The organism is Corynebacterium lizhenjunii (assembly GCF_011038655.2).
Lineage (GTDB): Bacteria > Actinomycetota > Actinomycetes > Mycobacteriales > Mycobacteriaceae > Corynebacterium > Corynebacterium lizhenjunii.
This window is the reverse complement of sequence record NZ_CP064954.1, coordinates 1,046,015-1,068,353: the sequence shown is the minus strand read 5'-3', so window position 1 is coordinate 1,068,353 and position 22,339 is coordinate 1,046,015. Positions and strand designations below refer to the sequence as shown.

17 protein-coding genes are annotated in these 22,339 nt (G+C 61.8%); 4 read left to right on the top strand and 13 right to left on the bottom strand.

The features are described from left to right. Positions 1–7: 7 nt before the first annotated feature. The 4 genes from G7Y31_RS04980 to G7Y31_RS04965 all read right to left on the bottom strand — a co-directional run bounded on the left by G7Y31_RS04980 (position 8) and on the right by G7Y31_RS04965 (position 5,696). Positions 8–1,264 (bottom strand): glycosyltransferase family 87 protein, encoded by a 1,257-nt coding sequence (locus G7Y31_RS04980; protein ID WP_165009172.1) that lies wholly within the window; start codon positions 1,262–1,264, stop codon positions 8–10. A 27-nt stretch (positions 1,265–1,291) separates the two neighbouring features. Further along, positions 1,292–3,619 carry an acyltransferase family protein gene (locus tag G7Y31_RS04975; RefSeq protein WP_165009170.1) on the bottom strand — a complete coding sequence of 776 codons (2,328 nt, stop codon included), beginning with the start codon at positions 3,617–3,619 and terminating at the stop codon, positions 1,292–1,294. Between the two features lie 62 nt (positions 3,620–3,681). Next, positions 3,682–4,749 (bottom strand): DoxX family protein, encoded by a 1,068-nt coding sequence (locus G7Y31_RS04970; protein WP_244977445.1) that lies wholly within the window; start codon positions 4,747–4,749, stop codon positions 3,682–3,684. Positions 4,750–4,814: 65 nt separating this feature from the next. Further along, complete coding sequence (locus G7Y31_RS04965; RefSeq protein ID WP_165009168.1) at positions 4,815–5,696, bottom strand: ArgP/LysG family DNA-binding transcriptional regulator; 882 nt, start codon at positions 5,694–5,696, stop codon at positions 4,815–4,817. 70 nt (positions 5,697–5,766) lie between these two features. Between G7Y31_RS04965 and G7Y31_RS04960 the strand changes: the two genes are divergently transcribed. After that, positions 5,767–6,501 carry a LysE/ArgO family amino acid transporter gene (locus tag G7Y31_RS04960; protein WP_165009166.1) on the top strand — a complete coding sequence of 245 codons (735 nt, stop codon included), beginning with the start codon at positions 5,767–5,769 and terminating at the stop codon, positions 6,499–6,501. A 178-nt stretch (positions 6,502–6,679) separates the two neighbouring features. Here G7Y31_RS04960 and G7Y31_RS04955 read toward each other — a convergent pair whose 3' ends face one another. From G7Y31_RS04955 to G7Y31_RS04935, 5 genes are all read right to left on the bottom strand, one after another. Then, positions 6,680–8,065, bottom strand: coding sequence for a YkvI family membrane protein (locus G7Y31_RS04955; protein ID WP_165009164.1), 1,386 nt, complete (start codon positions 8,063–8,065; stop codon positions 6,680–6,682). Between the two features lie 241 nt (positions 8,066–8,306). Further along, entirely contained in the window at positions 8,307–9,374 is a 1,068-nt protein-coding gene (locus G7Y31_RS04950) for an NAD(P)-dependent alcohol dehydrogenase (protein ID WP_165009163.1), read from the bottom strand. A gap of 160 nt (positions 9,375–9,534) precedes the next feature. Further along, complete coding sequence (gatB, locus tag G7Y31_RS04945) at positions 9,535–11,049, bottom strand: Asp-tRNA(Asn)/Glu-tRNA(Gln) amidotransferase subunit GatB (protein ID WP_196823620.1); 1,515 nt, start codon at positions 11,047–11,049, stop codon at positions 9,535–9,537. Positions 11,050–11,127: 78 nt separating this feature from the next. Beyond that, positions 11,128–12,159: an ATP-dependent 6-phosphofructokinase gene (locus G7Y31_RS04940; protein ID WP_165009161.1), complete on the bottom strand. Its 1,032-nt coding sequence runs from the start codon at positions 12,157–12,159 to the stop codon at positions 11,128–11,130. A gap of 10 nt (positions 12,160–12,169) precedes the next feature. Next, positions 12,170–13,600, bottom strand: coding sequence for a DHA2 family efflux MFS transporter permease subunit (locus tag G7Y31_RS04935; RefSeq protein ID WP_165009160.1), 1,431 nt, complete (start codon positions 13,598–13,600; stop codon positions 12,170–12,172). A gap of 174 nt (positions 13,601–13,774) precedes the next feature. Between G7Y31_RS04935 and G7Y31_RS04930 the strand changes: the two genes are divergently transcribed. Continuing rightward, complete coding sequence (locus tag G7Y31_RS04930) at positions 13,775–14,098, top strand: hypothetical protein (protein WP_165009159.1); 324 nt, start codon at positions 13,775–13,777, stop codon at positions 14,096–14,098. 88 nt (positions 14,099–14,186) lie between these two features. Here the strand turns inward: G7Y31_RS04930 and G7Y31_RS04925 are convergent, their stop codons facing one another. The 3 genes from G7Y31_RS04925 to gatC all read right to left on the bottom strand — a co-directional run bounded on the left by G7Y31_RS04925 (position 14,187) and on the right by gatC (position 17,282). After that, entirely contained in the window at positions 14,187–15,338 is a 1,152-nt protein-coding gene (locus G7Y31_RS04925; RefSeq protein WP_165009158.1) for a siderophore-interacting protein, read from the bottom strand. A gap of 151 nt (positions 15,339–15,489) precedes the next feature. After that, positions 15,490–16,977 (bottom strand): Asp-tRNA(Asn)/Glu-tRNA(Gln) amidotransferase subunit GatA, encoded by a 1,488-nt coding sequence (gatA, locus tag G7Y31_RS04920; RefSeq protein ID WP_165009157.1) that lies wholly within the window; start codon positions 16,975–16,977, stop codon positions 15,490–15,492. A 2-nt stretch (positions 16,978–16,979) separates the two neighbouring features. Next, on the bottom strand, positions 16,980–17,282 hold the full coding sequence (gatC, locus tag G7Y31_RS04915) for an Asp-tRNA(Asn)/Glu-tRNA(Gln) amidotransferase subunit GatC (protein WP_165009156.1): 303 nt from the start codon (positions 17,280–17,282) through the stop codon (positions 16,980–16,982). Positions 17,283–17,508: 226 nt separating this feature from the next. Here gatC and G7Y31_RS04910 point away from each other — a divergent pair, with 226 nt between their 5' ends. Together G7Y31_RS04910 and G7Y31_RS04905 are read left to right on the top strand one after the other, a co-directional pair. Further along, positions 17,509–18,168 carry an ACT domain-containing protein gene (locus G7Y31_RS04910; protein WP_165009155.1) on the top strand — a complete coding sequence of 220 codons (660 nt, stop codon included), beginning with the start codon at positions 17,509–17,511 and terminating at the stop codon, positions 18,166–18,168. A gap of 95 nt (positions 18,169–18,263) precedes the next feature. After that, complete coding sequence (locus tag G7Y31_RS04905) at positions 18,264–19,442, top strand: Fic family protein (protein WP_165009154.1); 1,179 nt, start codon at positions 18,264–18,266, stop codon at positions 19,440–19,442. A gap of 9 nt (positions 19,443–19,451) precedes the next feature. On the opposite strand, the gene ligA is transcribed toward G7Y31_RS04905, so the two are convergent. Continuing rightward, entirely contained in the window at positions 19,452–21,488 is a 2,037-nt protein-coding gene (ligA, locus tag G7Y31_RS04900; protein ID WP_244977444.1) for an NAD-dependent DNA ligase LigA, read from the bottom strand. Positions 21,489–22,339: the final 851 nt, after the last annotated feature.

Here is a 22,339-nt window from a genome sequence, read left to right as displayed (position 1 = left end):
GCGCGGGCTAACTGTGTGTGGGAGTGCTTGCGGGGCGATTACGCAGCGACCAGACCAACACGATCAGTGGAATGCTCACCCACGCGATAGAAGCCTGCCAGCGCAACACCGCGGTTATGGCCTCTGGCAAGTGGCCCCACCACACCGTGCTAGCGGACAATGCCGCATAAGCCAGCCACATCCACGGCGAGTGCATGGGTGAACGGGTGCTTAGAACGGTGGCAAGCATCGGAAACAGCCACATGTTGTAGTAACCCTGCAGTAGGCCGGAGCCCATCAGCACGCCACAAAACAACACGCCGAGGGTACACAGCAACCACATGGTGGTGTCCACATGACGCCAGCGCCACAAAGCTGCAATGGCTGCGGCAACCATCAGCAGGAAGACAACCCGGAGGCCAACGACGAGGGCATCGGGCCAGCCCAGCTGCGCGCCGATTCCCGAAATGGAACCATTGTTATAGTCACGCGCCTGGGCCAAGTATGGCAGGAGACGATCTACGTAATCCATCGGCTGCGCCATCGTGGCCCACCCGGCGGCAAAGACCACGAGCATAAAGATCCCCGCCACCAAGAGCGGGACCCACAGGCCAGTGAGGAAAGGCACCACGGCCAGCACCACAAACTGCGGTTTGATGGTCACCGCCACCCCAATGAGCAATCCGGCTGCCCAGACATCACCGCGGCGAACCTGCGCTCGTTGCCACGCCCACCAGCCAGATCTGGCAGCACGCAACGCCGACAACAGCGCCACAATGCACAACACCTCCACCAACAGCAAGAAGCCATTAATGTTTGTCAGCGACAACGTGGTGGAAACCGGCTGCTCATAGTAGAAAGTTGCCACAATAAACGCCAGAAACGCGGTGCGGCGGCCCGTGGAAGTCACGCAACGAACCAGAATGTACATTGCTAAAAGGACGCACAGGCCGCCGGCTAACAGCAACACCCAGCGCGCAAAATCGCGCTGGCCAAGAATCCCAATTGGCGCCAGCAACAACGTCGCCCCCGGCGAATACAGATAGTGCGGGAAGTCTTGCGTGTAGTCTTCGTCGTAGACTGGCAAGCCCTGCAGGTATTTCTGATTGGCATTCCAGATGGGGTCAAAGTCCGGTCCATACGTGGCCAGCGGGTCCACCACCATGACCTTGAGCACCGCGATAATTGCAGCAACCCACAGGGCTTTTTGAGCCAAGGGCTGCCACACTGGTCGGCCTGGGCGTGCGGCAGCGTCCACGTATTGGGCAAGGGCTGAAAAATTCATCGCCAACAGTATAGGCGCGCACCTCTGTTAGCTGGGGGCGGACTCTCCCGGCACGGCACCGGCGGGCAGGTCGTCGGCGGGCAAGTCGTCGGCGGGCCCGTCATCGGCATCGGCAGGCTGGAGCACGGGGTCAGAAGCAGGCGCATAAGGCAGCTGCGGCTCGGCCGCTAGCATCTGACGCTCGAGTTCGGGCCCCAGCAGTGCGGAGTAAGTATCGGTCAGGTGCGAAGAATCCCGGTACACCAACACGTTGCCCACCACGCCGGGGCACCACTGCTCATCGCACAACCCGGCGGTCAAGTCCAGATGGTGGACCCCCAGGCCAGCCAGTCCGCCGATAGCTGGGTTTATCGGCTCCAGAGCCGAGGCCCGGGGAATTCTACACAGCTCCGCCGCCTCCTGCGGGTCTAATTCCACAACGCAGCCGCGGACATCCAAAATGCCATATTCCGTGTGCGGCCACGGCGAGTCCCGCAGCGCCCACACAGAAATTCCGCGTTCCCGCAGCCGGGAAACGATGTCGTAAAGTCCCTCAGCCACGGTGTCCGGCCCGGTGCTTCCTTGCTCCGGCACGGTGGAGACGACCATGACGCCATCGGTGGGCGGATTGTCCAGAATGTATTTCTCCGCCGTCTCCTTCCACTGCCCGCATTCCGGGTACTCCTTGCCATCGGTGCGCACGTCCGGCCCGCCGGGATAGCAGCTCATCTTCAGCAGCGGGATAATCCGAATTCCCGTGCTGCGCCCCACGTAATCCAGCGCGGGCAGGAAGTGTTCCGCGTGCGAATTGCCGTAGAGGTACATGGTGCGGGTGGCCTCGACGTCGCCGTAGGCGCAGGGCTGTTCGGACTGGTTGAATTGCTGCTGCAGGATCAGGTCGCTGTGCTCGATCAGTCCGGCACAGCCGTCGGCGCCAGTGGGCGGATAGAAGGACTCAATGGGGTTGGAAGCCGGCGGGATGGAGGGACGAACCGGCACGTCGCGACCTTCCAGCAGCGCCACGGGCCCGGGGTAGAGCGCTTGGTCTTGGGGGGTGCCGGCGACGGGGGCATCGGCAATCTGGCGGGGAGGCTGCAGCGCAGAAGCAAAAATGATGGTGCCCACCGTCAGCGCCGCCATGCCCGCTGCCAGAGCTTGCCGATGCCGCCCCGCCCCCGCCAGTTCTTGCCAGTACTGCTGGTCCCTCACCAGCCAGGAGCGGCGCTGCGGCTTGGCGGCCTGCCGGGTGGGGTGTTCCACCCAGCGTAGCGTTGCCCAGGCCAGTGCGATGGACACTGCGATGACGCCACCACCAACCAGGATTCCGCGGGTGGTGCCGAGGACGGCGATGACTCCTGATGATTGTGCGCGGACTTGTCCGTGGGTGGAGGTGTCGAAGGCGTAGGTGGCCAGGGCTAGTAGCGGCCAGTGCCACAGGTAGAGGCTGTAGGAAATGCGGCCCAGGAATTGCGGCAGTAGCGATTTCAGGCCGCGAGTAATGAGGTTCTCCGGCTGCGCGGTGGTGGTCGGGTTGCCGGCCAGAATGACTAGCGCCGCGCCAGCTAAGGGAATGAGCGTCCATGGGCCGGGGAATTGGCTGGCGCCGTCAAGAAAGATGCCGGTGCCGCCGATGAGCAACAGTCCCAGCGCCCCGACGGGTGCCCGCCAGGCCGCGAATGCGGGAGGAAGCGCGCGGCGGACGAGCCATATCCCAAAAATTCCGCCTAGACCGATTTCCCAAAACCGCGATCCCGGGGAATAGTAGTTCCAGCCCTGGTCCACCTGGTGCTGGTAGACAGCAAAAAGGAAGCTGGCCGCGGTGGCGAAGAGCAGGGCGGTCGATGCCACACGTTCGGCCCGTCGGCGCGCCAGGCCGACCAGCACGGTGATGCACACCAAAGACCCCAGGTAAATCTGCATCTGCACCGACATGGACCACAGGTGCTGGTAGATGCTTACATCCGTGCCGATAGCCGCGTAGTCGTTATCGGCACGGGCCAGCGCGAGATTGTGAATGTAGGCCAGGGAGGTCAGCGCGTCATGGCCCAGCGCGGGCCAGCGGGTGACGGGAAAGACTGCCACGGCCATGACCAGGGTGGCCAGCACGACGGTAACCAACGCCGGAAACAGACGGCGAAGCATGCGCACCACGGCTTGGAAGAGCGTCAGACCGTTGGGGCTGAGCGCGTTGCGAATCTGGGGGCCAAAAAAGAACACCCCGCCGATGAACAAGAAGACGTCCACACCGGAGGAGACCTTGCCCACGAAGACGTGAAAGACCACCACCAGCGCGATGGCCAGCCCGCGCAGGCCGTCGATATCCGAGCGGTACGCCAGGGAAGGACGGGTGGCAGGAACCGAGGGCGAAGAAGTCATGACCAATCCACCTTAGGACTCTTCAGCCCTAAACCATAAACCCGCCACGCCGCGGCCAGAGTCTAGCGCAGTGGGTTGACGGCTGCGCCAAACCACCACACGGCCACCGCAAGTGCTGCGCCGACGATGATGAAGACCCACGACGACGCCAGCGGCCGGCGCGCCCAGGAACGCCCAAAGTCCAGCGAAATCACGCCCGGACCGGTGAACTGTAGTGCCACGTTGCTCAGCAGCAGCACCAGCGACAGCCAGACTGCGTCCGGCCACTGCACGACGTCGATGCCAACTCCCGCGACCGTAAGCGCGTGCAGCGCGCTAAAGGCCGTCACCACCAGACCCAGCATGGATGCCAGAGGTGTGACCAATCCCAACAACAGGAACACCCCGGCCAGCAGCTGGACGGTGGGCACGCCAATGGAGAGGACCTGCGGCATCGCGTAGCCCTGGGCAGTGAAGTCAGCTTCCAGGCCGCTGAGCCCGCGGGTCTCCCCAAAAGCGAAGAACGACAGCACGCTGGCAAAAATGAGGTATCCACCCAGCGCGATGCGCACAAACAGCAGACCGAGGTCCAGCGTGCCGCGCCGTGGGTCTGCCTTACGCTCGGCGCGCTTTTGCCGCGCCTGCTCGGCCTTGAGTTCTTCCGGGCTCGGCTCCGGTTGGCCTTCCGGGACCACCATGGGCTCGGCCGTGGTCACGCCCAAGCCTGCCGATGCCCCCGCCACCTGGCCGCCTGGCACCGGTCCCGTCGGGCCTGGGGTGCCCAGTGCCGGATTAAACTGCGCCGGATTAGACTGTGCTGGATTGGAAGGCACAGCGTTCGCAGGACCAGGGGATGCGACGTTAGCGGGACCAGAGGGCGCGACGTTGGCAGGGCTGGAAGGCGCTGCGCTCGCGGGGCCAGGGGTGGACGGCGGCATCGACGGTGCAGAAAAGCTCAGGGTCTCCTCGCCGCCGGCCTGCGGAGAATAGGTAGGGAATCCGCCCTGGGGCGTACGGCCAGGAGCACCGGCCTGAGGCGAATTGGCGGGAGAGCCGGCCTGGGGGTTGTAGGCGGGGACGTCGACGTCGTCGAAATTGCGAGCGTTATCGGGCCCGCCCTGCGCGTTGGCGCCGGAGTTGTTCATAGTCATGGGCTCCACGGTAGAACAACCCAGCCAAAAGCCCAGGCGGGGCACGCCGGTTCCTGGGCCGATTGTTATGCAGGCGTTGCCAAACCCTGCGCGGCGCGGTACACAAACCCGTTCAGTCGCTCCAGCAGCTCTGAATCCAGCCGCCAGCACTGCCAGTACAGCTCCAGGTCCAATGGTGCGGGGTCGACAACCACCAACTCGCCGCTGTCCAACAGCGGCTGGGCTTGGAGCTGCGGGATGAGCCCCCAACCCAGTCCTGCCCGGACAGCCTCGTTGTGGGCATCAATGTTGGGCAGGTAACTCACCCGCGCCTGGATATCACGCAGCCCGATACCGTGCCGGCGCAGGCCTTCTTTGAGAACCGGGTCTTGCTGGCTGTAGAGCACCAACGGCAACTCGTGCCAGCGGCCGGTGCGCAGGGCGGTATCGGCAGACTGGGCCAAGCTGGGCGCGGCGACGGCGAAGTAGCGCATAGCGCCCAGCCGGGTGGACTCGCACCCGGCAACGGGAGTGGATTCGCTGGTCACGGCCCCCATGACGTCGCCGCGGCGCAACATTCCCAGCGTGGCCACCTCGTCTTCTACGCGGATGCGCAGCGCGGCGTCGGTATGGTTGGCCACCGCAGCGATGACCGGGGCAAACCAGGTGTGCAGGCTATCAGCGTTGACGGCCACGGACAGAGGCACGGAACGCATGCGCTCGCCCCACGCGCGGCGGGCTTCGTCGTGAACCAGCGCGACGCGCCGAGCGGTTTGCACCAGCACCTCCCCGGCTTCTGTGGGCGTTACCGGCAAGGCGCGGCGCAGCAGCACCCGCCCGGTGGAGGACTCCAGGGCCTTGATGCGCTGGGAGACCGCTGAGGGCGAAATTCCCAGCACGGTCGCGGCGTCTTCGAAGCTGCCTTCCTCGACGATGGCCAGTAGGGTTTCCAAATGCGTCTGGTTCATGAAGCACATCTTAACCAAATGAAGTTTATATAAATGGACTTCACTGCTAAGGGGCGATAGCTTTCTAGGTATGTCGATTGTGCTCGCCGGTTTTGCTTTGGGCCTGTCCCTCATCGTTGCTATTGGTCCCCAGAATGCCTTTGTGATTAAGCAAGGCATCCAGCGCAACCACATCGGTGCGATTGTGGCGGTGTGCGCAATCTCAGATGTGTTTTTGATCCTGGGCGGCACTGCCGGTGTGGGTGTTTTGGTCGACCGCTTCCCCACCGCGCTGATGGTGCTGAAGTATTGTGGCGCCGCCTACCTGCTCTATTTTGCGTTCGTGTGCTTCCGTGATGCCTTCCGCGCCGACGGCCAGGCACTCAACACTGCCGATGCCCCCGAACTCAACCCCGATCCCCTCCTCAGCGTCGGCCCCGATGCCAGCATCGACGGCGAAGATCCCACCGACGGCCGAAGCTTTACTGAAGACGGCTCTAGCGTCGCCACGCTCACGCGCCAGCGGCTGCACACCCGCACCTGGGTCAAGCCGGTCCTGGGCGCTTTGGCGCTAACGTGGCTCAACCCCGGTACCTACGTGGATGTGCTGGTCATGCTGGGCGGCATTGCTAACCAATACGGCCCCAGCGGGCGGTGGGCATTTGCCGCCGGCGCTATCCTAGCCAGCTTCTGCTGGTTCCCGGCCCTAGGCTTTGGTGCGGCGCGCTTCTCGCATGTACTGGAGCGTCCAAAGGTCTGGCGGGGAATTAACGTGGCCATCGGGTGCGTCATGCTCGCTTTGACCGTCAAGCTCCTGCTGCACTAGCCGACAGCCTGCCCCACGCCCCGATAGCCCGCAATGCCCACCGTGCGAAATGCCCACGGTGCGCAATGTCCTCGGTACGCAATGCCCCCGATGTGCAACGCCCACGGTGCGCAACGATGCCCCGGTAGCCTGCAAACGTTGCAGGAACCGGGGCATCGGCAGACTAGGGCTCAAGCAGCTATTTGGCCTCCAAGTCTTCCTTGCTGGAGGTCTCTTCGATAAACGCCGCGATTTCTTCTTCTGTGCGGTCGGTCTCTACACCGTCGAGCTCCGTGTAATCAGTGACGTCATGGTCTACCTCTTCGAACTCTTCCAGGCTAAAGTCCACGGCGTCATCGCCGTCTAGTTCCTCGCTGACTTCGGCAACCAGTTCCTGGTAAAGGTCTGCGTCTTCCATGTTGGAATCAACCACGTGCTGGCCGATTTCCTCGTCATACTTATCGTCGTACTCGCGGTCCGGATGCAGCTTCAACGTCAGCAGGGCGCGAATGCGCTCGCGGCGAACGGCTTCATCTTTAATCTTGGACAACCCACGCACCCAAGCCACCACAAGGACAGCCACCAGGATGATGCCCAGGTAGCCCAGAACCGGATACACCGAGGCCATCAGCGAACGGAAGCCTACAAAGGAAAAGGCAAAACCAGCCAGGCACCCCGCGATAAACACCGGACGGTACAGGTGCGGGCGCTTGGACGTCAGCCGCTTGCCCAGCGCGTAGAACATGCCGATGGCGGTATTGAAAATCATCAGATAAATGGTGACGGCCATGGCCAGACCCAGCCAGGGATGAATATCGTTGACCAGGGAGAGCATGGGGATGTCATCATGCGCCGCAACGTCGGCATTCATAATCAACACAAAGCCCGCCAGGCCCATGAGCACCGCGTAGCACAGACCGCCTACCAAGCCACCGCGCCCGGCGTCGCGCGGGGAGATGTTATCGCCGCCGATCACCAGGGACATCGACACGGCCAGAATGAGCGCCAAACCGGCATAGTTCAGCGCTGACAGCAGCCAGTGGTTAATGGGAGATTCAGTTTCGGCTGCGATCTCCATGGCGGCACCGACGTCCTCCGGCAGGTGCACTGCGGTGTAGATAGCCATTCCCACCACGGCGATGATGATGAGAGGTGTCAGGCCACCGATAACCTGGGAGACCTTATCCACGTCCAGCATGCCGCAGGCCATAACCAGCACCAGCATGATCGCAGAACCGATCCACGGCGCGAACCCAAATTGTTGCTCCAGGTTCGATCCCGCACCAGCCAGCATGACCATGCCGATGGCAAATAGGGTAAACACCACACAAGCATCCATAAAGCGCGAAATCCACGGGTGGGTTACTTTACGGAAGACATCCGAGTGGGCCGAGGCGTTAAAATACGAGCCCAGCTGCAAGAACACGGTGCCCGCCAGCGCCATGATGGTGCCAGCGATAGCTATCCCCCATAGCCCCCAAGCGCCGAAAGAGGTGAAGTATTGCACCACCTCCTGGCCAGTGGCAAAGCCCGCGCCAACGAGCAGCCCGATGAATGACAAAGCAATTGACAGTGTTCGGTTCACAACAGTAGATCCCTCCAAGGCAGGTAGTCGAGCACTTCAGCCAAACAATTCTACGCCCCCATTCCTGAGAGCGCAGAACAATTTCTACTGCATAATCAAACCGGCAAGGTGGGAGGGCGTGATTCCGCCACCCTCGGTGCACACGGCACCAACACGACGCTGAGCAACGCCGAGGACGCCCCGAGCCCCCGCGCACACAGCACCGACACGACGCCACGCCGGGCACCGCGCGCACGGGCGATTAGGCGAGGACGTCCACCTCATCGAAAGTGGACGTGTCGATGACGAAGCGGAACTTCACGTCGCCCTCCACCACCCGGTCGTAGGCTTGGTCCACCTCGGTGACTCCAATCTTTTCGATCACTGCGCCAATTCCATGCTCCGCGCAGAAGTCCAGCATCTCTTGAGTCTCTGCGATTCCGCCAATGTTATTGCCTGTGAGGACCTTTCCCCCGATGATCAAGCGGCCCATATTGACTCCCAGCTGCTCGGGTGGCAGGCCCACCACCGACATCACACCGTGAGGCTTGAGCATCCCCAGGTAGTCATCCAGGGAATAGGCTGCGGAGATGGTGGAGAGAATCAGGTCAAACTCGCCGCGGTGCATCTTAAAGAAGTCCGGGTCTTCCGCTGAGGCCAGCACGCGCTTAGCACCGAGCTCCTTGGCTTCTGCTTCCTTGCGCAGCGAACGCGAGATCACCGTGACATCCGCCCCCTTGGCGGCGGCAATCTGGACGCCCATGTGTCCAAGTCCGCCCAGGCCCACAATGGCCACCTTGTCGCCCTCCTTTACCTTCCAGCGCGCCAGGGGCGAATAGGTGGTAATACCCGCGCAGAGCAGCGGTGCGGCGACATCGAAGTCGATTCCTTCTGGGATGGTGCACACGAAGTTTTCATTGACCACCACCTTCTGGGCGTAGCCGCCCTGGGTGATGGTGCCATCAACGTCCTCCGAGTTGTAGGTGCCCACGTTACCTTGCAGGCAGTCCTGCTCCTGGCCGTTGCGGCACTGCTCGCACTCACCGCAGGAATTGACCAGGCAGCCCACACCAACGCGGTCCCCCACGGCAAACTTAGTCACACTTTCACCTACGGCCTCGACCACTCCGGCAATCTCATGGCCGACAGTCAGCGGGAAATGCGCTTCTCCCCACTCATTGCGGATGGTGTGAATGTCCGAGTGGCAAATACCTGCTGCTTTGATGTCGATGACCACGTCATCCGGCCGGGGGGCGCGGCGCTCAATGGTCGTAATACGGAAGGGCTCCTGCGGCCCGGTCTTTTGCAGGACCTTAGTGCGAATACTCATGGGAGCAAGCATAGCGAAACCCCCTCTGACCTAGCATAATGGAAATTTATGCCGATAAGAGGGGGCCACCAAAACACCCCGGGTACAGCAGCCGCCAGCTCACAACTACCACAGCTGCCGGCTGCTCACAGCTACCACAGCTGCCGCGAACGCGCCGCTACTACTTCAGCTTCTGTGCGATAAGCCGGTTCACCTGACCAGGGTCCGCCTTACCCTGCGTAGCCTTCATTACAGCACCGACAATGGCCCCGGTAACCTTCGTGTTGCCAGCCTTGTACTTCTCCACGATGTCTGGGTTAGCCGCCAGGGCCTCATCAACCGCCTTTTCAATCGCGCTATCGTCGCGGACGACCTCCAGTCCGCGGGCAGCGACAACCTTGTCCACATCGCCTTCGCCGGCCAGCACGCCGTCGACAGCCTGGCGCGCCAGCTTGGTGGTCAGCTTGCCCTCACCCACCAGCTCAATCACGCGCGCCACCTGCACTGGGGTGATGTCCAAACCAGCCAGCTCCACACCAGATTCGTTGGCCTTGCCAGCGAGGTAGGAGACCCACCAGGAGCGGGCATCGGCAGGCTTGGCTCCAGCCTCGACCGTAGCAATGATGAGGTCCAATGCCCCAGCGTTGACCAGGTCACGCATTTCCTCATCCTTGACCCCCCACTCCTGCTGGATGCGCGCCCGGCGAATCCACGGCATCTCCGGTAGGGTCTGGCGGATTTCTTCGACCCACTCGCGCGAGACGATCACCGGTGGCAGATCCGGGTCATTGAAATAGCGGTAATCCTCCGCGGTCTCCTTCGGGCGCCCCTTGGAGGTGGTGCCGTCGGTTTCCTGGTAGTGGCGGGTTTCTTGCACAATCTCCCCGCCTTCGCTCAAAACTTGTGCCTGGCGCTGCATCTCAAAGCGCACCGCCTGCTCCACGGAGCGCAGCGAGTTAATGTTCTTTGTCTCCGTGCGGGTGCCAAATTCCTCCTGGCCCACGGGACGCAGGGAAACATTCGAGTCCACGCGCATAGACCCCTGGTCCATGCGGGCATCAGAGACCCCTAGCGCCGCTACCAGCTCACGCAGCGCGGAGACATAGGCCTTGGCTACCTCGGGGGCGCGTTCACCTGCGCCAATAATTGGCTTGGTCACGATCTCAATGAGCGGAATACCGGCGCGGTTGCAGTCCACCAGCGAGGCGGTGGCGCCGTGGATGCGCCCATCTGCCCCACCCAAGTGGGTCAGCTTGCCGGTGTCTTCTTCCATGTGGGCGCGCTCGATTTCCACGCGCCATTGCGTGCCATCTTCCAGGACTACGTCCAGGTAGCCGTCGTATGCAATTGGCTCATCATACTGGGAAATCTGGTAGTTCTTGGGTTGGTCCGGGTAGAAGTAGTTCTTCCGCGCGAAACGGGAGGACTCTGCAATGGAGCAATTGAGCGCCAGACCAATCTTGATGGCTCCTTCGACGCCTGCGTGGTTAACCACCGGCAGCGCTCCCGGCAGCCCGAGGGACACGGGGTCCACATTGGAATTGGGAGCTGCGTTGAAGTTAGTTCCAGAGGTGCTAAACATCTTGGTGTTGGTGTTGAGCTCTACGTGGACTTCCATGCCCATTACCGGTTCGAACTTCTCCAGGACCTCATCGAAGTCCATCAGGTCATACATCGCAGCAGTCATGCGTGCCATCTTAATACGCGCCCAGACCCGCGCGGCTATCGGTGGGGCACCGCAAGCCAGTTTGCCGATGCCCCCTCTTCCCCACCCCTATCCGAACAGCGCGCGTGCAGTGGTGTAGCGCCCACCCGGCACCGTCTTGAGCTTGCCCACTGCGGCTTCCAGGGGTACCAATTCGATGGACTCCCCGTGCAGGGCCACGCACATTCCGGACTTGCCGCTGTGGGCGGCCCGGGCGGCGTGCACGCCATAGCGGGTGGCCAGCACGCGATCATAGGCGGTGGGGGTACCACCGCGCTGAATGTGGCCCAACACCGTGGTGCGCACGTCATAGCCGGTACGCGCCTTGATCTCATTGCCAATTACTTGGCCGATGCCATTGAAGGTCTGGTGCCCAAATTGGTCCACCCCACCTTCTTCGAAGTTCATGGTCCCTTCCTTGGGCAGGGCGCCTTCGGCGACGCAGACAATGCCGTATTTCTCTCCCATCTGGAAGCGGCGCTCCATTGCTTTGCAAATATCTGCAATATCAAAGGGCTCTTCGGGGATTACGGTGTAGTGTGCGCCACCGGCCATGCCGGCATGCAGGGCGATCCACCCTACGTGGCGGCCCATGACCTCGACGATAAGGATTCGGTTGTGGGATTCCGCTGTGGTGTGCAGCCTGTCAATGGCATCGGTGGCCACGGACACTGCGGTGTCGAAGCCGAAGGTATAGTCCGTGGCGTTAACGTCGTTGTCAATGGTCTTGGGCACACCGATAACCGGGACCCCATTATCGGACAGCCACTTGGCGCCTTTAAGGGTGCCTTCGCCGCCAATGGCAACCAGGGCATCCACCTCGGCATCGGCAAGATTGGCTTTGATGCGGTCCAAGCCTGCCTTGAACTCATCGGGATGCAGGCGGCCGGTGCCCAAAATGGTGCCCCCGCGCAGGAGGATGCGGTCAATTTCGGCATCATCATAAAGGTCCCGGCGGCGGTCCTCCATCAAGCCCACCCAACCATCTTCGTAGCCGACGACGGTATCGCCAAACTCGTTAGACGCGGTGCGCACCACGGCGCGGATGACGGCGTTGAGGCCCGGGCAATCGCCCCCGGAAGTTAGTACTGCAAGACGCATGGTTTCCAACTTACCGCGCCCGCTTGGCCGCCGCAGGCTGCGCCAGGGTGTTGCGGAAGAACAGTGATGCAACAAACCCCACCACCAGTGCCAACGCGATGACCATGAAGGCTCCGGCCACGCCAGCGTGTGGGCTGCCTGCCACTGTGCCTGCTTGCAGGGCTGCCGATACCCCCGCCACGCCGATTACCGCACCGACCTGGCGCGAAAGGTTGTAGACTCCCGATGCCGCCCCCAGCAGCGCCGGTTGCACGTCGCGCATGGCTGTGGCTGAGTTGGTGCCCCAGATAAAGGACTGCCCCACACCCAATCCCAGTGCGGCGACGCTGACCCAACCCACCGCGGCGTCCGCGCGAACGGCCACCACCAGACCGGCGGTGGCGGCCAGCAAAACAATAAAGCCCATGCTGGCCAGGCGGCGTGGGTCCAGTTTGTCTGCCAGGATGCCCGCTACGGGCGAGAGTCCCAGAGAAATCACGGCCATGGGGGCGACCATCAGGCCGGCTTCCCCCGCGCCGATGCCCCGGATCTGCTGCAGCCACAACATCACCGGCAACATGATCGCTGCCGCCATAAAGCCCATGGACACAATGCCTACCGTGCCTGCGGCGTAATTACGGTTACTAAACAGCTCCAGGGGCACTAGCGGCTCCTGGTCCATGGCGGAGGCATCTTTCTTGCGTTCAAGCGCGCGCTGGCGCAGCATAAAAGCAGCGAGTGCGATCACCGCCCCGAACATCACGGAGCCATGCTGGGCGATGCCCTGTTGGATGCCGTAGACCAGCATCCCCAACCCGGCAGCGGACAACAGCACTGAAGGGATGTCGATCCGCCGGGCAAAGGTGGGTAGACGAGGTATCCACCGCTGTCCCACAAGCAGCGCCACCACCACGACGGGCACGTGAATCCAAAACACCGCGTGCCAGCTAAACAGCTCTACCAGTACCCCGCCTAGCAGCGGGCCGGTCAGCGCGGCGACGGAGCCGACCACCCCCCACACCCCTAGGGCACGGCCGCGGCGCTCACGGGGGAAGATGCGGTTGATAACAGCCATGGTCTGCGGCATTTGCATGGCAGCGCCTAGCCCTTGGACCGCACGGGCAGCAATGAGGATCCCGATGCTAGGCGCAAACGCACAAGCCAGCGCACCCAGGCCGAAGACGGACACGCCAATGAGGAACATCTGCTTGTTGCCCACTACATCGCCCAGCCTTCCGGTGACCAGCAGCGGGACTACCACGGCAAGCAGGTAGGCCGATGATACCCACAGCGTCTCTAAGACCCCCGCTGCAAAGTCTGCCTGGATGCCGGGCAGGGCAACTGCCACGAGGGATTGATCCAACACGGAGACAAAGAAGCCCAGGGAGAGCGCAAACATGGCTTTCCACGCGTCGCGCGCGGGCAGCACATCGCTGCTTCGGGTATCTGGCGAGTCAATCATTGGGGCTTAATCTAGCACCACTGGCTGCGCGACCCCTGCGTGCCCGCCCATGTACGCCATAGCGGGCACACCGCGTGTGTGCCCCTGTATACCGGAGTGGGCACACCGCGTGTGTGCCTCTGTGCACCGGAGTGTGCGCGTTTCTCCGCGTGTGACTGTCTAAGATGGGGTGGCATGGCAATGATTAATATAAAGAAGCCCGCAGAAGTCTCCACCGCCACCACGGTCACCCTGGGGCTCATCGGCGGTTGGGTCACCGCAAAAGAAACTGGAATTCGTCCCCTAGGCGGGGTCATCCTCGCCGCCGCTGGACTGTGGGCGGGGCGCTCCTGGCTGGACAAGGCCGGTGCTCCCACCACCGCCGCTCTTAGTGCTGGCTACCTGGCCGCATTCGGTGCGAGCCACCCCTTGGCCAAGAAGATTGGGGCATGGCCGGCCGTGCTCACCGTCACGGCCGCTACAGCCGGAGCGGCCTACGCATTCTCTGACGCCAAGTAGTCCCACTCCGACACCTGCTGAGCTCCAATTGCGCCGAGGTGGCGCTATCGTTCGCGAGCAGCGGCACTAGGGCCTACGGGCAGCGGCACTAAGGCTCGCGGGCGGCCGCTTCTTCCTCGGCTTCCAACGCCGCGACGAACTCCCGCTTGGATTCTTGCCACTGGTCTTCTGTCATGCGCAGGCGCCAATAACCGGAGATTGATGCATCGCGCTTGGACACGCCCTTGGCCACGAAGAGGTGGCGACGCAAAGCCTTAATCATCTCCGCTACCCCATGGACGAACCAGCCCACATGGCCTGGGGGTGGGGTGTAGGAGCGGACGGCATCGGAAAGCACGGAACCAGGCATGGCACCTTCGCGGTAGACGAAGCGGACCTCGATGTCCTCGCCGGTAGGCAGCGGAATCTCGTGCCCAGCAGCTTCTACTTCAATGAAGGCCACTGCGCTAGAGCCCGCCGGGATCCTTTCTAGGGCGGCCGCGATTGCTGGCGCTGCAGACTCGTCACCGGCCAACACAAAGTGGTCATACTTGGCGGTAGGCGCCCAACCCCCACCCGGGCCGAGGAAGGCGAAGGTCTGCCCCACTTCCACGTCGCGAGCCCACGGCCCTGCCAGTCCGGAATCCCCGTGCAGCACGAAGTCGATTTCTATCTCACCCGTGGCGGAATCCACGCTGCGCAGCGTGTAGGTGCGGGTGACTGGACGCAGGTGCTTGGGCTGGCTCCGCTTGATCTCCGCCAAGTCGAAGGGCCACGAATAGGGTGCACCGTCTGGTACAAAGAGAATCTTAATGTAGTGATCCGTGTAGTCGAACTCCCGGCCAATTAGCTCTGGGGCCAGCGCCCGCAGGCGAACCATGTCGGGAGAAATCTGCTCCTTACCCACGATGGTGGCTTCCTGTGCGCGGCGGCCTTTAGAGCGTGGAGCTGGTGCGGGGGCAGCGGTAGACCCGGTGGCAGATTGGGCCGTGCCGGGAGCAGTGCGGCCGGGGTTGCTGGTAGCCAGGAAGCGGGCACGCGCGGCTTCGCGATCGCGCTCCCGCTCCAGCCGGGCGGCGTACTTGGCCTCGCGCTTGGCGTTCTTGGCTTCGCGCTTAGCTAGCTTGCGCTCTAGATGTTGGTCCGCATACAGGCCCGCGCGGCCTGCGGCAAGCCCCGCCTGGTAGCCCTCACCGTAGGCTGCGGCGTAGCCAGCCTTGTAGCCCTCCGCCCACTCGGCGGCATGTCCGGTATCACCCATTGCATCTCCTGTTCCATAATCCTCTGGCTGGGGCGGCACTGAGCGTGCCCGCCCTAAAGCCGCAACATTATGGAAAGGCTACCCTAATCCGAAAGCCTGGGGCCAATGCATAGGCCCCCATAAAAGGGGGCCCGCGGGGATAACATCGAAACTAGCGCTGGCGGCCAGCCTCATATGCGGCGCCCACCTTGTACAGACGGTCATCCGCGAAAGCCGGGGCCATGATCTGCAAGCCGGTGGGCAGGTTGGTATCGCTAGCCAGGCCAGAAGGCACCGACATGCCGCACACACCGGCCAAGTTCAACGGCAGTGTGCACAGGTCAAAGTTGTACATGGCCATCGGGTCTTCGACCTTCTCCCCCAACTTGAATGCCGTGGTGGGCGTAGTGGGCGAAACCAGGACATCTACCTGTTCAAAGGCCTTGGCAAAGTCCTGCGCAATCAGGGTGCGCACGCGCTGAGCTTGCAGGTAGTAGGCATCATAGTAACCGACGGACAGCGCGTAGGTGCCCAGCATGATACGCCGCTTGACCTCGGGGCCAAAGCCGGCCGCACGCGACAGGGACATGACTTCCTCGGCCGAGTGAGTGCCATCGTCGCCCACGCGCAACCCGTAGCGCATGCCGTCAAAGCGGGCCAGGTTGGAAGAAACCTCGCAGGGCATGATCAGGTAGTAGGCTGCCAGGGCATCATCGAAGTGCGGGCAATCTACTTCCACGGTCTGCGCGCCCTGGGACACCAGCTGTTCCACAGCGGCGTGGTAGGCCTCCATCACTCCAGGCTGCCAGCCGTCGCGTTCAAATTGCTTAATCAGGCCAATCTTCACGCCCGTCAAGTCGCCGTTGGCACCTTCCTTAGCGGCGGCCACCACGGGTGCCACCGGCCGGTCCACAGAGGTGGCGTCGAAAACATCGTGGCCCGCGATAACCTCATGCAACAGCGCGGTATCCAGGACGGTGCGCGCACAAGGTCCAGCCTGGTCCAGCGAAGACGCCGCGGCGATGAGCCCATAACGCGAGACTGTGCCATATGTGGGCTTGACCCCGACAGTATTGGTCAGGGCAGCCGGCTGGCGGATAGACCCGCCAGTATCCGTACCGATGCCCAACGGGGCCTGGCCGGCGGCCAATGCCGCGGCAGTGCCACCACCAGAGCCACCCGGGGTGCGCTCGGTGTCATAAGGGTTGTGTACCGAGCCAAAGGCGGAGTTCTCATTAGAAGAGCCCATCGCGAACTCATCCAGGTTGGTCTTGCCCAAGATAGGGATTCCGGCCTCGCGCAGCTTGGTCACCAGCGTGGCATCATACGGCGACATCCAGCCTTCGAGCATCTTGGAAGCTGCAGTAGTAGGCATATCCGTCGTGGTTAGCAGGTCCTTAAGCGCCAACGGGACACCAGCTAGTGCGGAAGCCGGGGCTTCACCGGCGTCCAAGGCGGCATCGACGGCATCGGCAGTAGCCAACGCCTGCTCCGCCCCCACATAGAGGAAAGCATTAAGCTCACCATCGGTCTGCGCAATCCGCTCCAAAAAAGCCTCGGTGACCTCACGGGACGTCAGCTCCCGGGAGTGGATCTTCTGTGCCAACTCGGCTGCCGTAAGAGAAGTAATTCCCTGCTCCGGTGCAATAAAAGTAGCCATGATTATTCATCTCCTCCAGCCAGAATCTGCGGAACCACAAAGCGGCCTTCCTCCGCCGCGGGGGCCTGGTCCAGTGCCTGCTGTGCGGTCAACGTGGGCACAATCACGTCCTCACGCATAGGCGCCACCACAGAGTGCGGGTGACTCATAGGTTCCACCCCAGTGGCGTCCACCTTGCCCACGGCCGAGACAGAATCAACAATCTTGTCAATCTGCTCCGCGAACTGCTCCAGCTCCTGTTCACTTAGGGCCAGGCGCGACAGCTTAGCCAGGTGCGCGACCTCTTCCCGCGAAATCTCAGACACGCGAACTCCATCCTTTTCATTCACACTTCATCCACCAGCATCGGGTGATTGCTAACGCACCATGTTACTGCACACCCACCCCGCACAACGCACCGGGGAGGGCCGCTTGCCCACCACCGGAACGGGCACTAAGACCTTGAAAAATGCCCGAAGCCCTTGAACAGTGATTAATACCACGGGTAGCATGGCAGGGAGCTAATTACACCTATGGAAAGAACCTAAAGACATGTCATTCCTTATTCGCGTCCTTGTCCCTGACTCCCCGGGAAGCCTCGGCCGTTTAGCTGATGCCTTAGGGGCTATCAATGCAGACATCGAGTCTGTCGATATTGTAGAAAACTTCCCCGACGGCACCGTCATGGATGACATTGTGGTTTCTTTACCGCAGGGAACCATGGCGGATGAAATTATTACCGCCGCTCAGGGCGTGACCGGCGTGGAAATTGACTCCATCCGCCCCTTTAGCGGCCGCGTGGACAGGCGCGGCCAGATTGAGTTTTTGGCCAACGTGGTGGCGCAGAAGAACCTGACCGCCGCCATGGAGGAAGTTGTGGCCGCCATTCCGCGTGCGCTGACGTCCAACTGGGCCATCGTTATAGATAACGGCCAGCCTATTCGGCGCATTGCGGCCTCCTCCGCTGCGCCTGAGGACGACGGCAGCAACCCACCCGCCATTGATGTGGAGTCTGCGCGCATTCTGCACCCAGACCGCGAGGATTGGATTCCAGAAAGCTGGTCTCTGCTGGATTCTTCTCTGGCCGCCGCCCCGCTGGGCAACACCGGCTTGGTGCTGGTCATGGGCCGGGTGGGCGGGCCTGAGTACCTGGCCTCCGAAGTTGAGCACCTGGGCAACTTGGGCACCATCCTGGGGGCGTTTCTGCGTTAGCGCCCACGGCCCACAGCTATTTAAGTGATCGCGTTGTACACCAAGGCGATCACTTAAGCTCATAAGTGATCGCCTTCCTTGGTAGCATTAGCTCCATGTGGCCGACTGTGACCTATGAAGAGCTGACCTGGTCGTCTTCCGCTCCCCTGTCCCGACGGATGCGAGCTAAACAGCCGCGCACGTACTGCAGCTCGATCGTTGCGCCAATCGCTGAACAAGATGTTGCGCTTTCGGCACCAGTTGTCACCAGCCTGACGGAAGCTACCGCCGCCATCGCTCGCTTCGATCAAAAACACGCTGGAATTGTTGCGCCCTTTGCGCCGCTGCTGTTGCGCGGAGAATCTTTCGCCTCCTCACGCATCGAGCAGCTGAGCTCATCCGCGCGCCGGATTTTAGAGGCGGAAGCCTTCCAAACTGGCCGCGGCAACGCAGCGCTCATTTCTGCCAACACCACGATGATGCGGAAGGCAATACACACTCGGCACATAGATTCTGAAAGTATCCGCGCCATGCACGCTCTGCTTTTAGGTAGCGAGTCACCGCACATCGCTGGTGTGTTTCGCAATGAGCCCGTATGGATCGGCGGAAGCGACGCCCACCCAGTCGGTGCACTATTCGTACCGCCGCATCATAGCTACGTGCAATCCCTCCTAGAGGACCTTACAGAGTTTATCCGCCGGGAAGATATTCCTGCTCTCGCGAAAGCCGCACTAGCCCACGCGCAGTTCGAGACAATCCATCCGTTTGCAGACGGCAATGGAAGGACTGGGCGCGCACTCGTACATGCGATTCTGGGCCAATCGAGTTTAACAACCAACGGCGTTCTGCCAATCTCCGCCGCGTTATTGTCAGATACGCAGCGGTACTTTGCGGCTCTCGATTCCTACCGGGACGGAGACGTCGCCGCTATCATCTCGCTGTTTTCCGATGCCGCCGTATCCGCCACCATGCTTGGCAGTCAGCTAGGCTCCCAGCTAATGGCTCTTCGCACTGAGTGGGCGGAATCCACAACGCTCCGCGCTGATTCGGCCGCCCGAAAGATTCTGGATTACTTGATTCAACAACCTGTCGTGGACGCCGCCGGCGTGGCCGAGCATCTCAATGTCTCCCCCGCCACTGCCCGGCGCGCACTTGAACGCCTGGAAGACGACGGCATTGTCCGGTCATCGCAGGTCACCAAGGCTAAGCGCGCGTGGCATGCCCCCGAGGTGCTAGAGCTTCTCGACGCTTTTGCAGATGCTAATCGACGCCTCACTTTTAGGCCTGACCTTTAGGCCAGACATTTAGGCCTCACCGGTGTCCAGCAGGCGCTGGAATCCCGCCTCATCGATGATGCGCACGCCCAGGTCGCGGGCCTTGGCCTCTTTGGAGCCGGCGTTGGCCCCCACCACCACAAAGTCGGTCTTCTTCGACACCGAGCCTGAGGCCTTGCCGCCGCGGGAGACAATTGCCTCTTTTGCTGAGTCCCGGGAGAAGTTCTCCAGCGTCCCGGTGACCACGATGTTAAGGCCCTCAAGGGTTTGCGCGGGTTTGTCGGTGGCCACCTCTTCCATGGTGACGCCCGCGGCCTGCCATTTCTCCACAATGTTGCGGTGCCAGTCCACTTCAAACCATTGCTTGAACGACGTCGCGATGATGTCCCCGACACCATCGGTATCTGCCAGCTCACTTTCCGATGCCGCCCGCAGCGCCTCCATCGAGCCAAAGCGGGCTGCCAGTGCACGGGCAGCAATGGGACCCACATGCCGGATGGACAAGGCTACAAGGACGCGCCAGAAATCGGTGTCCCGGGCGGTTTTGAGGTTTTCTAGTAGCTTTTTGCCCTGGGCATTAAGTTCGCCCTCCTTGTTGGTGTACGCCGAGGACTTCAGCAGTGCATCTTCATCTAGGTCGAAAAGGTCGGACTCATCAGTCAATGCCCCGGAGGCTATGAGGTCAATAGCGGCCTTCTCCCCCAGCGCCTCGATGTCGAGTGCTTTGCGGGAGGCCAGATACTCCAAGCGTGCTGATAACTGTGCCGGGCAGCTTTGGGTATTGGGGCAGCGCCAATCTTGATCGCCCTCTTTCTGCGGGGCAAGCCGGGTGCCGCAAGACGGACAGTGTGTGGGAAAGACCCATTCGGTCTCACGACCATCGCGCAGGTCCAACACTGGTCCCAAGACCTCGGGAATGATCTCCCCGGCTTTGCGGATGATAACGGTATCACCAATCAACACATTTTTATTCTTGACCTCGAATTGGTTGTGCAGCGTGGCCTTGGACACCGTGGACCCGGAGACAAATACCGGCTCCATCACTGCATAGGGGGTCACCCGGCCGGTGCGGCCCACGCCGACTTCGATGTCGAGCAACTTAGTAGTGACTTCTTCCGGCGGGTACTTATAGGCAATTGCCCAGCGCGGTGCCCGCGACGTGGCTCCCAAAGATCGCTGGCTGGCCAGATCATCCACCTTGACCACTAAGCCGTCCATCTCAAAATGGGCGTCATGGCGGTGCTGCGCCCAGTAAGCCACACGGTCTTGTACTTCCTGCGCGCTGTGGACGAGCTGGGTATAGGGGCTTACCGGAAAACCCCAGGCCGACAATGCCTCATAGGCATCGTGCTGCGACGTGGGCTCGAAGCCTTCGCGGGCGCCTAAGCCGTGGCAGACCATGTGCAGGCGGCGCTTTTTTACCTCCTGCGGGTCTTTCATGCGCAGGCCGCCAGCGGCAGCATTGCGCGGATTAGCGAAGGTGGGTTTGCCCTCCTCCCGGCGCGCAGCGTTAATCTGCTCGAAATCGTCCGGGCGCATGTAGACCTCCCCGCGTACTTCCACTAGTGCGGGCACCGGATAATCATCGCTACCAGTTAAGTGCTGCGGGATGTCCTCGATTACCCGGGCATTAGCGGTGATGTCCTCACCCACTCGCCCATCGCCACGAGTAGCTGCAGTGGCCAGCTGGCCGTCACGATAGACCAGGTCAATGGACAAACCATCAATCTTTAACTCCGTCAGGTAGGCCTTGGCCGGGGTGCGGTCCAACCAGTCCTGCAGCTCAGCGGCATCAAAGACGTTGTCCAAACTGTAGAGCCGCTCTAGGTGTTCGATGTCGGCAGCGCCCTCCGGGGCTGCGCCTACTTGCTGGGTGGGCGAGTCTGGGCTTTGCAGCTCCGGGTGCTGCGCCTCAAGTTGTACCAACGCGGCAAAGAGCTGGTCAAAGTCGGCATCCGGGATCGATGGCTGCCCGTTGTAGTACTGCTCGCGGTGCTTGCGCACTTCTTGGGCGAGTTCCGACCACTGGCGTTGGATGTCTACGGGGTTTGCTCCAGAGTTAGTCACGGTCAACTAGTTTAGCCAGTTGTCTCACCGTAGCGTCAGGGGCGTCAACCCCAATTCGAACTGTCGATACCTGGTGGCACTGGGCACGCTGCCATGGCCACTCGGCAATCCTAGCCGTAGTGGGTTCCATCAGCTCTAATTGGAGGTTGGTTCCATCGCCACCCATGATCAAGGTGTCGCCTTCGAATGCAATGTGCTCTGTTTCAAAGCCCCTGCTGTGGGACACCGTGCCTTTGGCGGAGACTGCGAGGACTTCCTGCCCCCGGTACCGCAGATGTGATGCACGGCGTGGTTGTTCTACATCGAGCGGCTCGCTCGCGCCGTTTGGCTGGTCCGCAACGTTTGCCTGGTCCACAACGTTTGGCTGGCTTGGGCCGTCTAGATAGTGAGGATAGACCCACCGCGCGCCAAACATCCCCCCACAACAGCACCAGGCTATATAGCGTAACCACCAACACCAGCACACGTACCGCCGGCCAAGGGACGATGAGCTCCACAGCAACAACCTCGATCAAGGATGCCACGGTCATCGCTACGGGAATGTGCCACCAGCCGCGCCACGCGGGGATGGCCACAGCATGTTGCGGCAGCACTTGTTTGCGAGCCACCAGCCGCGCAACGGTTGCCAGCGTGGTCAACTCCCCTTTCACCAGCCGGATACTCACGTGGTCACTATCCCACAGGGTACACACGAAAATGAGGCGTGGTAGTGGTAAATCGTGCGCACGGAGCACCCCGCGATCCCCGCTACGGAAGAAATTCGCATGTCGCCTTTATACGCATGTCGCCTTTATACACTATGACGCAACGTCAAGGTCATTCCGCCCGGCCTGCCGAACAGCTCGGCAGCC